Origin of the sequence: Rarobacter incanus (assembly GCF_006715765.1) — a bacterium.
Lineage (GTDB): Bacteria > Actinomycetota > Actinomycetes > Actinomycetales > Cellulomonadaceae > Rarobacter > Rarobacter incanus.
This window is the reverse complement of sequence record NZ_VFNV01000001.1, coordinates 1,940,924-1,955,906: the sequence shown is the minus strand read 5'-3', so window position 1 is coordinate 1,955,906 and position 14,983 is coordinate 1,940,924. Positions and strand designations below refer to the sequence as shown.

General features: G+C 66.9%; 14 protein-coding genes and 1 tRNA gene. 4 read left to right on the top strand and 11 right to left on the bottom strand.

Features of this window, described 5'->3' with window-relative positions; genetic code table 11:
• Position 1 precedes the first annotated feature (1 nt).
• The 3 genes from FB389_RS08155 to FB389_RS08145 form a co-directional block, all read right to left on the bottom strand.
• On the bottom strand, positions 2-988 hold the full coding sequence (locus FB389_RS08155; RefSeq protein WP_142112617.1) for a ribose-phosphate diphosphokinase: 987 nt from the start codon (positions 986-988) through the stop codon (positions 2-4).
• Entirely contained in the window at positions 985-2,694 is a 1,710-nt protein-coding gene (gene glmU / locus FB389_RS08150; RefSeq protein ID WP_142112615.1) for a bifunctional UDP-N-acetylglucosamine diphosphorylase/glucosamine-1-phosphate N-acetyltransferase GlmU, read from the bottom strand. Before glmU ends, FB389_RS08155 begins: the two co-directional genes overlap by 4 nt.
• A 117-nt stretch (positions 2,695-2,811) precedes the next feature.
• Positions 2,812-2,883: transfer RNA gene (locus FB389_RS08145), tRNA-Gln, on the bottom strand.
• 84 nt (positions 2,884-2,967) lie between these two features.
• On the opposite strand from FB389_RS08145, the gene FB389_RS08140 reads away from it, so the two are divergent.
• Together FB389_RS08140 and FB389_RS08135 are read left to right on the top strand one after the other, a co-directional pair.
• On the top strand, positions 2,968-3,567 hold the full coding sequence (locus FB389_RS08140) for a TetR/AcrR family transcriptional regulator (RefSeq protein WP_142112613.1): 600 nt from the start codon (positions 2,968-2,970) through the stop codon (positions 3,565-3,567).
• Positions 3,564-4,055, top strand: a complete 492-nt coding sequence (locus FB389_RS08135; RefSeq protein ID WP_142112612.1) for a MarR family winged helix-turn-helix transcriptional regulator — start codon at positions 3,564-3,566, stop codon at positions 4,053-4,055. The genes FB389_RS08140 and FB389_RS08135 overlap by 4 nt, the downstream gene beginning before the upstream one ends.
• Before the next feature lie 4 nt (positions 4,056-4,059).
• Here the strand turns inward: FB389_RS08135 and FB389_RS08130 are convergent, their stop codons facing one another.
• The 6 genes from FB389_RS08130 to rsmI form a co-directional block, all read right to left on the bottom strand.
• A complete protein-coding gene (locus tag FB389_RS08130; RefSeq protein ID WP_142112610.1) occupies positions 4,060-4,950 on the bottom strand; it encodes a 4-(cytidine 5'-diphospho)-2-C-methyl-D-erythritol kinase in 891 nt (296 codons plus the stop codon).
• A gap of 9 nt (positions 4,951-4,959) precedes the next feature.
• Positions 4,960-5,730: a 16S rRNA (adenine(1518)-N(6)/adenine(1519)-N(6))-dimethyltransferase RsmA gene (rsmA, locus tag FB389_RS08125; RefSeq protein WP_342776034.1), complete on the bottom strand. Its 771-nt coding sequence runs from the start codon at positions 5,728-5,730 to the stop codon at positions 4,960-4,962.
• 93 nt (positions 5,731-5,823) lie between these two features.
• Positions 5,824-6,930 carry a resuscitation-promoting factor gene (locus FB389_RS08120; RefSeq protein ID WP_142112606.1) on the bottom strand — a complete coding sequence of 369 codons (1,107 nt, stop codon included), beginning with the start codon at positions 6,928-6,930 and terminating at the stop codon, positions 5,824-5,826.
• A gap of 75 nt (positions 6,931-7,005) precedes the next feature.
• Positions 7,006-7,950 carry a TatD family hydrolase gene (locus FB389_RS08115; RefSeq protein WP_142112604.1) on the bottom strand — a complete coding sequence of 315 codons (945 nt, stop codon included), beginning with the start codon at positions 7,948-7,950 and terminating at the stop codon, positions 7,006-7,008.
• 5 nt (positions 7,951-7,955) lie between these two features.
• A complete protein-coding gene (gene metG, locus FB389_RS08110; RefSeq protein ID WP_211344981.1) occupies positions 7,956-9,542 on the bottom strand; it encodes a methionine--tRNA ligase in 1,587 nt (528 codons plus the stop codon).
• 31 nt (positions 9,543-9,573) lie between these two features.
• Entirely contained in the window at positions 9,574-10,416 is an 843-nt protein-coding gene (gene rsmI, locus FB389_RS08105) for a 16S rRNA (cytidine(1402)-2'-O)-methyltransferase (RefSeq protein WP_142112603.1), read from the bottom strand.
• A 37-nt stretch (positions 10,417-10,453) separates the two neighbouring features.
• Here rsmI and FB389_RS08100 point away from each other — a divergent pair, with 37 nt between their 5' ends.
• Positions 10,454-12,217: a dolichyl-phosphate-mannose--protein mannosyltransferase gene (locus tag FB389_RS08100; protein ID WP_170207935.1), complete on the top strand. Its 1,764-nt coding sequence runs from the start codon at positions 10,454-10,456 to the stop codon at positions 12,215-12,217.
• Here FB389_RS08100 and FB389_RS08095 read toward each other — a convergent pair.
• Both FB389_RS08095 and FB389_RS08090 read right to left on the bottom strand, forming a co-directional pair.
• On the bottom strand, positions 12,190-12,702 hold the full coding sequence (locus tag FB389_RS08095; protein ID WP_170207934.1) for a flavin reductase family protein: 513 nt from the start codon (positions 12,700-12,702) through the stop codon (positions 12,190-12,192). The genes FB389_RS08100 and FB389_RS08095 overlap by 28 nt on opposite strands.
• Complete coding sequence (locus FB389_RS08090) at positions 12,687-13,766, bottom strand: DUF3048 domain-containing protein (protein WP_170207933.1); 1,080 nt, start codon at positions 13,764-13,766, stop codon at positions 12,687-12,689. Before FB389_RS08090 ends, FB389_RS08095 begins: the two co-directional genes overlap by 16 nt.
• 88 nt (positions 13,767-13,854) lie before the next feature.
• Between FB389_RS08090 and FB389_RS08085 the strand changes: the two genes are divergently transcribed.
• Entirely contained in the window at positions 13,855-14,967 is a 1,113-nt protein-coding gene (locus FB389_RS08085) for an AMP-binding protein (protein ID WP_170207932.1), read from the top strand.
• Positions 14,968-14,983: the final 16 nt, after the last annotated feature.

Sequence of the window (14,983 nt, the reverse complement as noted above, 5' to 3'; positions counted from 1 at the left end):
CCTATGAATTCCCGTCGAACAGTGACGTCACCGATCCGTCGTCGAACACCTCGCGGATCGCGCGCGCGATCACGGGGGCGATCGACAGCACGGTGAGGTGCTCGAAGCGCTTTTCCGGGGCAATGGGAAGGGTGTCGGTCACGACGACCTCGCGCGCGCCGCATTCTTGCAACCGCTGGGCCGCGGGGTGGGACAAGACGCCGTGCGTCGCCGCGACGATGACGTCCTTGGCGCCGGCCTCCAGGACAACGCGCACGGCCTCCGCGATGGTGCCGCCGGTGTCGATGAGGTCATCGACCAGCACCGCGGTGCGACCGGCAACATCGCCCACCACTCGGTTCGCCACCGCCTGGTTGGGGCGCGTGATATCGCGGGTCTTGTGGACGAACGCCAGCGGACCCCCACCCAGTTTCGCGGCCCACTGCTCCGCCACGCGGATCCGTCCCGCGTCCGGGGAGACGACGGTGACGTTTTGGATATCGACCCGTGTCTTCACGTAGTCCGTCAGCAGCGGCATGGCCCACAAGTGGTCCACGGGGCCATCGAAGAATCCCTGGATCTGGGCGGTGTGCAGGTCGACCGACATGATGCGGTCGGCCCCGGCCGTCTTGAACAGGTCGGCCATCAGGCGCGCCGAGATCGGCTCGCGGCCGCGGTGCTTCTTGTCCTGGCGGGCGTAACCGTAGAACGGGATCACCACGGTGATGGTCTTGGCGGATGCGCGCTTGAGGGCATCGACCATGAGCAGGTGCTCCATGATCCACTGGTTGATCGGGCTGGTGTGGGACTGCAAAACGAACACGTCCGCACCGCGAACCGATTCGCTGACTCGCGTGTAAATCTCACCGTTGGCAAAGTCATAGGCGCTGACGGGGGCAAGTTCGACCCCCATCTCCTCGGCAACGTTCTTCGCTAGCTCCGGGTGGGCTCGTCCCGAAACCAACATCAATCTCTTGGTTCCGCCACCTTCGGAGAACAGACCTGTCATTGCGCGTCGCCACTTTCTTTATTGGGTGAGTTGTGGTTGGGGGATTGCGCCTGCGGGGTGCCGAAGGCGGGCGTGGGGGGCGCGTCCGGGATGCGGTACCCGAACGGGGTGCCGTCCGCGGGCGTTACGGGGTGTGAGGCGGACCCGGCGCGGGCCTGCTCTTCGCGGGCCTGGCGGCCGAGCGTCGAGGATTCTTGCGGGGCCTCGGATTCGCGGGCCTGCCGCGCTATATCGGCCGCCTCGGTGCCGGGTCGGCGGCGCTCGACCCATCCGTCAATGTTCCTTTGGCGCCCTGCGGACACGGCCAGGGCGCCCGCGGGCACCGGGTAGCGGACGACGGTTCCGCCCGCGGTGTACGCGCCATCACCCACGGACACCGGGGCGATGAAGATGTTGTTGGCCCCCGTACGCGCGCCATCCCCAACCGTGGAGTGGTGCTTGTTCACGCCGTCGTAGTTGACGAAGATCGTGCCCGCACCGATATTGGTGTGCTTACCGATCGTCGCATCGCCGACGTAGGAGAGATGCGGAACCTTGGTCCCCTCGCCGATCTTGCCGTTCTTGACCTCGACGAACGTCCCGATCTTGCCGCGCTCACCGAGTTCGGTGCCGGGACGCAGATAGGCGAACGGACCGACCGTAGCCCCCGCGCCGATCACAGCCAGGGAGCCGTGGGTGCGAATCACGGTGGCATCGGGGCCGATTTCGACGTCGGTGAGAGTCGTGTCCGGCCCGATCGTCGCGCCCACGCCGACGGTGCTGGCGCCGTGGAGTTGCACGCCCGGCAGGAGTGTCACGTCCTGGGCGAGTTCCACGTCCACATCGACCCAGGTCGTTGCCGGATCCACGACGGTGACCCCGCGCCGCATCCAATCGGCAAGGATGCGCCGGTTCAACTCCGCGCCGAGCACAGCGAGCTGTTCGCGGTCGTTGACGCCCTCGACGATGACCGGATCGTCCGATTGCACGGCGCGAACCGGCAAACCGCGGCCGTGGGCAATTGCGACAACGTCGGTGAGGTAGAACTCGCCTTGCGCGTTGTGAGGGGTGACTAAGGTGAGCGCATCGCGCAGCAGTTCCGCGTCAAAGACATATACCGACGAGTTAATCTCGCGGATCAGGCGCTGGCCGTCGGTCGCATCCTTTTCCTCGACGATCGCGGCGACGCTCCCCGTCGCGGGGTCGCGCACGATCCTGCCGTAACCCGTCGGATCCGCCACCTCGGTCGTGAGGATCGTCACGGCGTTACCGTCGGCCTTGTGGGCCGCGACCAACTCGCCGAGCGTGGCCGCGTCCAAAAGCGGCACATCCCCCGCGATGACGACGACCGGCCCGCAGACCTGCGTGGTGCTGACGATTCCTTCCGCGTCGAGCGGCGCGCCGCTCAACGCGACCGCCCGCGCCTTGACCGCCGCGTCCAGGGTGCTCAGCCCGCACTGAACCGCGCGGCCCGTTCCGGGAACGTTGTCCTGATCCGCGATCAGGATGTCGGGGTTGATCTCGATCGCGTGCTGCGCGACCGCATCGCGTTCGTGCCGCACCACTACCGCGATCCGTTGCGGGTCCAGGCCCTGTGCCGCGTGGATAGCGTGCCCGAGTAGGGATCGTCCTCCGATGCGGTGCAGAACTTTGGGGGTACGCGAAACCATGCGGGTTCCGGCACCAGCGGCAAGAATGATGACTGCTGCGGGAGCGGCCTGCGCCACGGATGACTCCTGTCGGTATTCGGTCAGGACTCCGCAGCGGGCCGCGGAGGTCAGCCCTAACTTTACCGCGTGTGCACACGCCCGTGCGCACCAAAGACCCAACTGGGCCCGCCGTTGCTCCGCCCCCAGGACTCGAACCTGGACTAAGGGCACCAAAAACCCGTGTGCTGCCGATTACACCAAGGCGGAACGTCGTCACCGAACGTGGCGACTGGTCTATTGTGCCAAACATTCGGGCAAGATGGAGACATGGCACGTCCGACACGCTCACGAATGACAGCGAAAGACCGTCGCGAACAGCTTCTCGCGGTGTCCCGCAGGCTGTTTGCTGCCAAGGGTTTTGAGGGCACATCCGTCGAAGAGATCGCGGCCCAATCGGGTGTTTCAAAGCCAATTGTGTACGAGCATTTTGGCGGCAAAGAGGGGATGTACGCCGTCGTCGTGGACCGCGAAATCCAGTCCCTCACGGGCGCGCTCTCCGGCGCGCTGGAGGCAGGCGGCCATCCCAAGGCGCTGGTGGAGCGCACGGCGCTGGCTCTTCTCGGATACATCGAACAGAACGAGGATGGGTTCCGCATTCTGGTGCGCGATTCGCCCGTCGCACAGGCGACGGGCACCTTTTCGAGCCTGATCGGCGATGTCGCCACCCAGGTCGAACACATGCTGGCCGATCAGTTCCGCAAGCGCCGGCTCGATGCCGGAACAGCATCCATCTACGCGCAGATGCTGGTCGGCATGGTTGCCCTGACGGGGCAGTATTGGCTCGACAACCGGGAGCTGGACAAGTCGGTCGTCGCCGCCCATCTGGTCAATCTGGCATGGTTCGGACTGTCCGGAATGCAACGCAACCCGCACCTGGGCGCGGCGCGATGACCCCGCGCGACGAAGTGGACCTCATCGTCAATGCCTGGCATCGGGTCCGTCCCGATCTCGACCTGGGGCCGCTGGAAATCATGTCCCGGCTGACCCGGATCAATCGCCGCCTCGACCTTGCCAGGCGCGCGGCATTCGCGCGCCACGACCTGGAAACCTGGGAATTCGACGTGCTGGCGGCACTCAGGCGCGCCGGCAGGCCCTACGCGCTGTCGCCGGGAGCCCTGGCCGATCAGACACTAGTGACGTCCGGCACGATGACGAACCGAATCGAAAGGCTCGTTTCACGCGGGCTGGTCACGCGCATTCCCGACCCGGCGGACCGCCGCGGCGCGGTCGTGACCGCCACGCAGCAGGGCCTTGACCAGGTCGATGCCGCGCTGACCGACCTGATAGAGGTGGAACGCGAACTGCTGACCGTGCTCGACGCCGACCAGCGGGACACCGTCGCGGCCGCGCTGCGGGTGCTGCTCAAGTCGCTGAAGTAGCGCCCTATTCGGCGGGAACCGAGCGCACCGCGACCGCCCGCGCGCAAAGCCCCTGTGCCCCCCACGCCGCGGCAATGCGTCGAGCGTGATCGTCGTCGGCCCCCAGCGCGGCAACCGTCGGCCCCGAACCGGTAACAACGGCCCCCAGCGCCCCCTCGCGCAGCGCCGCGTCCCTGATTTGTTGCAGGCGCGGCATGACGGCGAAGGCTACGGGTTCCAGGTCGTTGACCATGTTGCGACCCACCCGTTCCAGGTCACCGCTCTCCAGCCCGGCCACCAGGTCGTCGTCCGCGTGCGGATCGATGGCGCCGGGGTGCAATTCGTCGTAGAGCTGATACACCCGCGCGGTGGAAATACCGTCGTCCTGCAGCGCCAACGCAATCGGCAGGCTCCGGCTCGTCGCGATGGGAAGAACGTGATCGCCCCTGCCGGTGCCCAGCGCGGTCCCACCGACGACCGCGAACGGGACATCGGCACCGAGCGGGCGGGCCATGGCCGCCAGTTGCCTGCGATGCAGGCCCATCCCCCACAGCTCGTTGAGCGCCAGCAGGGTTGCGGCCGCGTCGGCGGAGCCGCCGCCCATCCCGCCGGCGACCGGCACCGTCTTGTCGATGGTGATCTCGACGAGGGGGTCTCGTCCCACCCGATCGGCCATCAAACGGGCAGCGGCAGCGGCCAGATTGGTCTCGTCGCGCGGCACCACCCCGTGCGGGTCGTTCACGACCTCGATCTGCAACCGGTCGCTCGCCCTAACGTGGACGCGCTCGGGCAGGCTCACGGCCGCAAAGACGGTCCGCAGCGGGTGGTAGCCGTGGGCATCCACGGGGCCCGCCCGCAACGCGACGTTGATTTTTCCGTAACTGGTCGCTGTAGCCTCGCTGGCAACCTGGTTCACGTTACTCCTTCACCCACGCGGGCGATCGACCCGCACGCGCTCGGCCAGCCGAGCGAAATCCGCAACCGCCAGGGACTCTCCCCGCGCCTGCGGGTCGATACCCGCAGCGGCAAGCGCGCCGTCGAGCATAGCGGAATCGGCAACGCGGGCGCTAAGCGCCTTGCGGATGGTCTTACGGCGCTGCGCGAAAGCGGCGTCTACCAGGGCAAAGACCTCATCGCGGGAAGCCGTGGTGGAAACCGGTTCCCCGCGCTTGATTTCAACGAGCGCAGAATCAACGTTCGGGACCGGCCAAAACACGTTGCGCGAGATTGTCCCGACGCGCGCCACATCGCCGTACCACCGGGCCTTGACGGAGGGCACACCGTAGGTGCGCGAACCGGGTTGCGCCGCGAGGCGATCGGCGACTTCGGCTTGCACCATCACTAGGACTCGCTCGATCGAACTAAACGTCGCCAGGAAGTGCAGCAAGATGGGCACCGCGACGTTGTAGGGCAGGTTCGCCACGAGCGCGGTCGGCGAACCGGGAAGCTCCGTCACCGTCATGGCATCGGCATTGATGACGGTGAGCGCGTCCCCCGGAGCGGTCAGCGGCAGACGCGCCGCCAAGCGCGGATCGATTTCGACCGCCGTGACGCGCGCGCCGGCTTCCAGCATTCCAAGGGTCAACGATCCCAGTCCCGGGCCGACCTCGACGACGTGCTCCGCGGGGCGGACTCCCGCTATGCGCACTATGCGCCGAATGGTGCCGGGATCATGCACAAAGTTCTGGCCCCACACCTTGGTGGGCGTGACCCCCAGCTCGCTTGCGAGGGCACGTATCTGCGCCGGCCCCAGCAGCTGCGGGGCGCGTGAATCTGTCTCGCTGATGGCTCAGTACCAGTTGTGTGACTTGAAGAACGACCAGGCCCCGCAGGGGGTGCCGTAGCGACCCTTGATGTATCCGAGCCCCCACTTGATCTGGGTCGCAGCGGAGGTGCGCCAATCGGACCCCGCGCTGGCCATCTTGCTGCCCGGGAGCGCCTGCGGAATGCCGTAGGCGCCCGACGAGCTATTGGCGGCGGTGACCCGCCATCCGCTTTCTCGCTGCCACAGTGCGTCAAGGCATGCGAACTGCTCGTCGTCACCCACCATGTCCTTGGCGATCGCGCGCGCGCTGCCCGCCGACACCGGCGACGACTTCGGCACGGAAGTCGAGCTGCCTCCCGAACTGCTGGACGTGGTGGACTTTTCCATTGTCCCCACACGCACCACCTGGTCCACGGCCTGCTTCGTGACACCGGATGCGATCTGCGTGCGCGAAACCTCCTTGCCGTCGACTTCGGTGACCTGGTACGTGGTGACCCTTTGGCCCGCCACGCCCTTAGTTTCGACTACCTTTTTCCCCTTCGCGAGGGTCGAGTCCTGTTTTTTCGTGACCGCGAAGTCGACCTTTTCCGTGGTGGTCACGGTCGCGGTCGTGGCCTGCGAAACGGTTATTGTTGCTGCGTCCGCGAGCTCATCGTCGAGGCCCGGCTCCACAACGCTCGCTTCGTCCAGCACCACGCTCAGGTCCTGCAAAGCGCCGCGCACGGTGGTGGCCGTGGTGTTGACCTTTTGCGATTTGCCGTCGATCACGACGGTAACTTCCCGCAGCGGCCCGCGCTGCTCGGACCGCGTTGCGACATCGGTGCGAACCACGTCGGCCTGGGCGCTGACCATCCGGACCGCGATCTCGTCGCCGTCGTGGATCCGCGACGTGAGCGACGGCGCTACGATTTCGCCTTCCGCCGGGGTGATCCCCGCCGAGTTGAGCGCATCGGCCACCGTGGCCCCCAACGTTGTCACGACGACGTCGGTTCCGTTGTGTTCGACCGTGATGCGCTTATTGGCGCTGGCGTACCCGATCGTCCCGGCGGCGAGCATCGCCACCAGGGTCCCCTGCGCCGCCCACGTCACAACGCGACGCGAAAGGCGGGGGGCTTTCTTGGAATCTGACACGCTGCTACCTCGACCCTGGCGAATAGAACTCTCCCTACGATAACGAATTCATCACGCGGTTGCGAGTGTCGGATGTCACAAATCCGTGCCCGATGACGCATAATCCGCTGGCCAAGGCCCATATAGCGCGTCAGAAGTCTGCGAGATTTGCTCGCAAAAGTCCGCAAGCGGCATATCGATCACGTCGGCCATGAATGCGGCGGTCAACGCCGCCAGGTACGGTGCGTTGGGGCGGCCGCGGTAGGGTTGCGGCGGCAGGTAGGGCGCATCCGTCTCGACCTGCACCAGGCCCACCGGAACGGCGCGCAGCGCGGCCCGCAATTCGTCATTGGCACGGTAGGTAACTGGCCCGGCGAACGACAGATACCAGCCCTGGCTGGCGCAGAATTCCGCCATTTCCTTGTCGCCGGAAAAGCAGTGAAAGACGGTGCGTGCCGGCGCCCCATCGCGGCGCAGCACCTCCAGCACTTCCGCGTGCGCGTCGCGATCGTGGATCTGCAAGACCAGATCTTTCTCCTTTGCCAGCGCTATGTGCGCCCGGAAGGATTCGATCTGCGCTGCGAGCCCGCCCGGCCCGGTGCGGAACTTGTCCAATCCGGTTTCACCGATCACGCGGATCCCCGGCCTATCGGCAAGCGCGGCAATTTCCTCGATCGCCTCCGCCAAGGACGCGGCGTGGCGCGGTTGCGGCCGCGGGTCCTGCCCGTCGGGCCCCGTCTCCAGGATGCCTGCGTGCAGAACCGCCTCATTCGGGTGAATCGCCACCCCGCCCAGGATCGGAAACATCGCAGTCCACGCCGCGGTGGTCCGGGCCGAGGGCAGGTCGCAACCGATCTGCAGCAACCTATCGACGCCCGCCTCGCGCGCGTGGGCCAGGTGCTCGCGAATGGTCGGCACCTGCACCCCCGGCGCCAGCACGTCGTCGATCGAGTCCAGGTGCGTGTGGTTATCCGCGATGGGCCGCGGCAGCGGCGGCGGGGCGGGTGGCCAGGAACGGTCCTGGGGACGGTGGCGCCCCACGGCGCCTACGCCTCCTCAATACGGGGAAACAGCGCGTCTCCCTTGGTGACCGGCGTCCCCGCGGGCAGCTTCCCGAACGACGCGGCCGCCGCGACCGGCTGGCGGTCCAGCTCGCCCAAGACCGCGGCCCCCAGCAGATCCCACAGGCCCTGCGCGGCGATCGGGGTGACCGGATTAAGCAGGATCGCCAGCGAACGCAGGGCCTCCGCCGCAGTCACCAAGATCGTGGCGAGCCGCCCCCCATTGGCACCGGCTCCGTCGGCGCCCATCTCGCCCGGCAGCTTGGCGACCTTCCATGGCTCTTGTTCGGTGAGGTACTGGTTAGTTGCATCGACAAGCGTCCACACCGCGGCCACGGCATCGGTGGTCGAAATCCGGTCGATCGCGGCCTCGGCATCCGCGACGGCGGCATTCGCGACTGCTTCCAACTCCGTCTCTGCGTCGGTCACGGACCCCGGTTCGGGCAGCACCCCGCCGAAGTACTTGCCGACCATCGCCGCGACCCGCGATGCCAGGTTGCCGAGCCCGTTCGCCAGTTCCGCGTTGTACCGCGCGGACAGGTCCTCCCACGAGAACGAACCGTCGTGGCCGAACTGCACGGCGCGCGTGAAGTAGTACCGGAACGCATCGGAACCAAATACGTCAACGATCTCGCGCGGGTGAATACCCGTCAGCTTCGTCTTGGACATCTTCTCGCCGCCCACCAGCAACCAGCCATGCGCAAACACGGTCTTGGGAAGCTCGATGCCGGCGGCCATCAGCATTGCGGGCCAGATCACGGCGTGGAATCGCAGGATGTCCTTGCCCACCAGGTGGACGTTGGCGGGCCAAATGCGGGAGAACTCGTCCTTCTTGCTCTCATCCTCAAGGCCGATTGCGGTCGCGTAGTTCAGCAGCGCATCGAACCAGACGTACAAGACGTGGCCCGAATCCCACGGCAGCTCAATGCCCCAGTCAAAGGATGACCGGGAAATGGACAGGTCGCGCAGGCCCTGCTTGACGAACCCGATGACCTCATTGCGCGCGGATGCAGGTTGCACAAAGTCCGGATTCGATTCATACAACTCCAAGAGCCGCTCGCCGTACTGGCTGAGCGGGAAGAAGTAGTTTTCCTCGCTGAGCAATTCCACCGGGCGCCCGTGGATCTTGCACAGTAGCTGCCCGCCCTCTTCGAGCAGGTCGCCGGGCAGTTTGAATTCCTCGCACGCCACGCAGTACGGGCCCTCGAACTTGCCCTTGTAGATGTCCCCCGCGTCGTACAGGCGCTGGATGAACTTCTGCACGGCGACGACGTGGCGCTCGTCGGTGGTGCGAATGAAGTCATCGTTGCGGACGTTCAGCAGGTTCAACAGCGGGCGCCATTCGGTTTCCACCAGGTTGTCGGCCCACTGCTGCGGCGCAACCCCGCGCGCCTCGGCCGTGCGCATCACCTTCTCGCCGTGTTCATCGGTTCCGGTGAGGAACCAGACGTCCTCCTGGCGCTGGCGGTGCCAGCGGGTCAACACGTCGGCGGCGACGGTGGTGTACGCGTGGCCGATGTGGGGGGCGTCGTTGACGTAGTAGATCGGTGTCGTCAGGTAGAAGCAGGACATGGGTTCAATGGTAGTGGCCCCACGTCCCATCTCATGCACGCGGCGCCAGCGTCGCCTCGTACAGCTCCCTCCGCGATACCCCCAATGCCCCAGCCACCTGCCGCACCGCATCCTTGTGGCGCACGCCCCGGGCGACCAGTTCGCCGACCTGCGCGGCCGCGTCCGCGACCTGCGGCTCTTCGCGGCTTGCCCCCTCGACAACCAGAACAAATTCGCCGCGGACCTGCTCCCCCAGGTCCAGCTCGCCCAGCCTGCCCCGGATCACCTGCTCGTGAGTCTTTGTCAGTTCGCGGCACGCCGCCACCGCGCGCGGCCCCCACTCCTGATGCATGATTTCAAGGGTTTGCGCCACGCGGTGCGGTGATTCGAAAAAGACGAGGGTGTGCGGGGCGCCCGCGATCTCGCGAAACAGCCGCCGCTGTTCGCCCTCCTTGCGCGGCACAAATCCCTCGAATGCGAAGCGGTCGGTGGCCAGCCCCGAGATGGCCAGCGCCGTGAGGACCGCGGACGGGCCCGGAACCACCGTCACGGGCAATCCGCGTTCGCTGGCCGCGACAACAAGAGGGTAACCGGGATCGGAAACTGTTGGCATTCCGGCATCCGAGACAACAAGGACGAGCGCCCCCCTTGCCACTTCGTCCAGCAATTCGCCCACGCGAGCGCGTTCGTTGTGGTCGTAATTGGAAACGACCCGGCCCGCGATCGTCACCCCCAGGCGGCGCGCCAGGTCGCGCAGGCGCCGGGTGTCCTCGGCAGCGATCACGTCCGCCGTTCCCAGCAGTTCGATCAGGCGCGCCGAGGCGTCGCCCGCATTTCCGATCGGGGTCGCCGCGAGCACCAGTCCCCCGGTCACGGATTGCGCAAAGCTGTTCATCTAATAAGCGTGACACGGGGAAAGTACGATGGGCCAGGTGCAGGGACAAGTAGCGGCGAACGCCCACCGAGCGGAAGCGTCAGGCGAGCAAGCATTGGGGGACCACCACGGCGCCCCACTGCCGGATGCCCCCCTCGAATCGGCCCCAAGCGTTGAACAAGCATCGAGCCCGGCGCCAGCGGCCGCCGCCACCGGCAGCGAATCTGGGATCCCCGCGCTATTCTCCCCGCGCGAGTTAGCGCTCGGTGCCACCGCACGCGACCGGCTGTGGGGATGGTTGGGCCCGCTGCTGGTAACCGCCTTGGGCGGGTTGATCAGGTTTATCAATCTGGGGCACCCGCGCGCGATCGTGTTCGACGAAACGTACTACGTCAAGGACGCCTACACGCTGTCCCAGATCGGCTACGACGCGAAGTGGCCGGCTGACATCGACCAAAGCTTCGCCGCCGGAAACGTCGACCAGTACCTCCAGCAGGCGAACTACACCGTGCACCCACCTGTCGGCAAGTGGCTCATATCGCTGGGAATCGATGCGGGCGGGGTCGACCACGCCTGGGCGTGGCGGCTCGCGACCGCGGTGCTCGGAACGCTCATGATCTTCATTCTCGCGCGCACGGCGCGCCGCATCCTCGCCTCGACAGCGCTCGGCACGATGGCCGGGGGGCTGCTGGCCGTGGACGGCCTGGGGATCGTGATGTCGCGCACCGCGATCCTGGACGGAATCCTGGCATTCTTTGTCGTGGTCGCGTTCGCGTGCCTGATCGCGGACCGCACACATTCGCGCCGCCGCATGCAGGCGGGCAGGCCGGCGGGGATGCGGTGGTGGCTGATCGCCTGCGGCGTCGCGCTAGGCCTAGCCACCGGAACGAAGTGGTCGGGTGTCTACTTCGCGGTCACCTTCGGTATCGCTGCCGTCGCATGGGACTGGTCCGCGCGACGCACCATCGGCGCACCGCACTGGTTGCGGACCTGGTTCGTGCGGGACGCGGTGGCCTCGTTCTTTGCGCTTGTCCCGACGCTGGTGATCGTCTACGTTGCCTCGTGGTGGTCGTGGTTCACCCATCTGGACGCCTGGGGCCGCAGGTGGGCGGCGCAAAACCCCGCGCCCATCCCGAGCTGGCTGCCCGATTCTTTGCTCGGCTGGTGGAACGGCGCGCGATCGTTCATCCACTACCACTCGACGATGCTGACCTTCCACGAAAATCTCGAAACGCCCCACCGCTACCAGTCGAACCCGTGGTTGTGGCCGATCCAGGCGCGGCCGACGTCCTTTTATTGGGAGGAGTCGGACAGTCACCAGGTGGAGGCCGTCTTGGCGCTGGGTAACCCGCTGCTGTGGTGGCTGGGCGCGGCCGCGTTCGTGTGTGCACTGTGGTTCCTGATCCGCCTGCGCGACTGGCGCGCGGGCGCGGTGGTGGCGGGTTATGTCGGGGCGTGGGTCCCATGGCTGTTCTTCGCCGAACGCACCATATTCAACTTCTACATGGTTGTGTTGTCCCCGTTCGTAGCGCTCGCGTTCGCTTACGGGGTCGCGCTGTTACTGGAACGGTGCGATGTCCCGCAGGCAACGATCGCGCTGGCGCGGCGGCTTCCCGATGCCGCATTCGCCACCCGCGGCCAGTTGCGGGCCCGGCAAACCGTGCGGCGCGCCCGGCGCCGGCGCCGCACGACCCTCATCGTCCTGTGGTGGACCCTGGGCGCCATTGCGCTCGTCGCGGTGTTCTTTTACCCGCTTTGGACGGGGGTTTCGGTTCCGTACATGTACTGGCTCATTCACATGTGGTCGCCGACCTGGATATAGTCGCCGCGGTGGCGCAGCAGCGCCGAGGGGCGCGCACCTGCGCCGACCATGGCGACCACGCCGCCCGCGAAGAGGGTGTGCGTGGCAACCTCGAATTCGTGCTCCTTGCGCACCACCAGCCCCGCGCTTGCGCCCTCGATCAAAGCAGGCCCGGCGGGGTCGAGTCTGCGGTGCGGGATCTGGTCCAGCAGGCCGATCGTCGGGGTGCCCGGTTCCGCCAGCCACTGCGCGATCCACCGCTGGTCCGCTGACAGGAAGCTCACCGCGAAGGTCGATTCGGCCTCAAGCGCCTCCGCCATCCTGCCCAGCGAATACAGCGAAACCATGACCGTCGGCGGATCCCACGAAACGGTGATGACGTCCGTGACCGTGCGCGCGACGTCGTGGCCGCGGTGACGCGCGCTGACGACCGCCACGCCCTTGGCCAGGCGGTTCGAGAGTTCGCGGAACCGCTCTGCGGCGTTACCTTCTACTTCGTTGTCCACTTGTTTGTGTTCGGCATGAGTTCGATCCAGGTGTTCCCCGGCGTCAATTCGACCGCCTTGCCGTCCGCGGTCGCGAGCTCGATCTGCGATTTCTGGTTCTTCTTCTTCCAGGTCACCGCGACCGCCTTGCCCTCGGAGACGACCAAACCCTTGCCCGATCCGATGACGATCGTTTCGGGGACCGGGTTGCCCGCGGGATCCCGATACTTGGTCTGGGTGATCTTCACCTTGAGCACAACGATGTTCTTCGCGACGATTCGATCACCGCCCTGAACGGTGGCCGGCGTCGCGCCCTCGGATCGCTTGAAGACCTTCTTCTTCTCGTCCCAGTGCCAGCGGGGGTTGAACCCCTGCGACATCGTCACCGACAGCTCCTTGATCGACTCACCGGATGCCGCCGCGGTCGATTCCTCGTCGTTATACGCGAAGGCCGCCGCGGGAACCTTCTTGTTCTTGCCCTTGGCCTGCTTCCAGAACGTGGCCGTGTCACCAACCACGTTGTGCGGCGCTGCCTTGGTGGAGGTGCGGCTGAACCCCGCCGCCCCGGCATCCATGCTCAACACCTGGAGGCCAGCCTTCGGCGCCAGCCCCAAGAATGCGCTCTGCCCCCCGGAATAGGCCAGCAATCCCCCCAGCGGAGCGATCAGGTTCGCGTCCATGGGGCGCACCGAGCGAATCGGGCCCACGACCTTAGGGGTCATGGACTGGAACACGGCAATGAACCGCGTTATGCCGCCCTCGACGACTTCCTCGTAAACCAAATCGGTGTCGTTGAGCCCGATCTGGGGCCGCGCCGCGGGCGAATTCTCGATCTTGACGCTCAGCGCGGGCCGCTGCGCCACCTTTTCGGTTTCCACGCCGGTCAGCGGCCAGGTGATAGCCGCCGCCGCGGGTTCCGGCGGCGCGACCCGGGTCGCCGCCACGCTGGGAAGCGCTGTCACCGTGGCGGGGGCGGAAGCCGATTTCCCGCATCCGGCGGCGACGAGGGGCACAAGCAGCAGCGGCGCGACAACGCGCGCCCACGCTGGCCCCCGATTTCCCTTGGAAGGCACCTGACGGTTCACGGCCGACTCCTCACGCATTTTCCCGATCAATCAGTGATCTTGAGCACTTGATGCCGTATCAGCCTAAGTGCCCTAATACGCTGAGATGGTGAGCCTCGCCCAACCGCCCGAAGATTTGCGCACCTGCGCCGATCCGGCGCGTCTGGCCCGCGCCGTGGCTGCCGGCGCAAGCGGAGCGGTGATCGTAACGACATCCGGGTCGACGTCGGGAACCGGGGCGCGGGTGCTGCTCGCGCACGCGGCGTTGGTCGCCTCCGCACGCGCGACGCTCGACCACCTCACCGACGCGGGGGCCTGGCTACTGTGCCTCCCCGCGCGGCACATCGCGGGCTTCCAGGTCCTGGTCAGGGCCCACCTGTCAGCGGCCCCGCTCGCGACCATGGACCCGGCATCGTCGTTCACTCCCGCGGCCTTTGCGCACGCCGCAGCGTCCTTGCCCGCCGGGCGCCGCACGGTTTCGCTCGTTCCCACCCAGCTGTTTCGCATTTTGGGCGATGCGGAGGCAACGCGGGCGTTGGCCTCGTTCGATCATGTGCTGGTAGGCGGCGCCGCGCTGGACCTATCGCTCGCCGCCCGAGCGGCCGCGGCCGGAATCAACGTGACTACGACCTACGGCATGACCGAAACGTGCGGCGGTTGCGTCTATAACGGCATCCCGCTGCCGGGGGTCGAGGTCCGCACCGACGCCGACGGCCGCATCCACCTTCGCGGGCGGGTGCTGGCATCCGGCTACGTCGACGCGGCGGGCCGGATCGATGAGGCGACGACCGCCGCGCACCTCACGAAGGATGGGTGGTGGCGCACCAACGACGTCGGGACATGGGACGGGCACCGACTGCGGGTGGCCGGCCGGGCCGACGACGTTATCGTCACGGGAGGCCACAACGTCGTCCCATCGGTTGTCGAGGACGCCATCCGCGCTCACCTGCACGATCCGCAGGCGCAGGTCGTTGTCGTCGGGGTGCCCGATCCGCAGTGGGGGCAGCGGGTCACCGCGGTCATAGCGCGCGGGTTGGGACGCGAAATATGGGACGAGGCCCGCGCGCGCGCCGCCCGGCAATCCCTGCGAGGTGCGCTGGCTCCGCAGCAGGTTCCGCACTCATTCATCGACGTTCCGGAATTTCCCGTTGGTGCGACGGGTAAGGTGGACCGCCGGTGGATCGCCGCCGCGGCAAGCGCCGCACTGGACGCCAGCTACTGACGCCGCCCACCGCGGC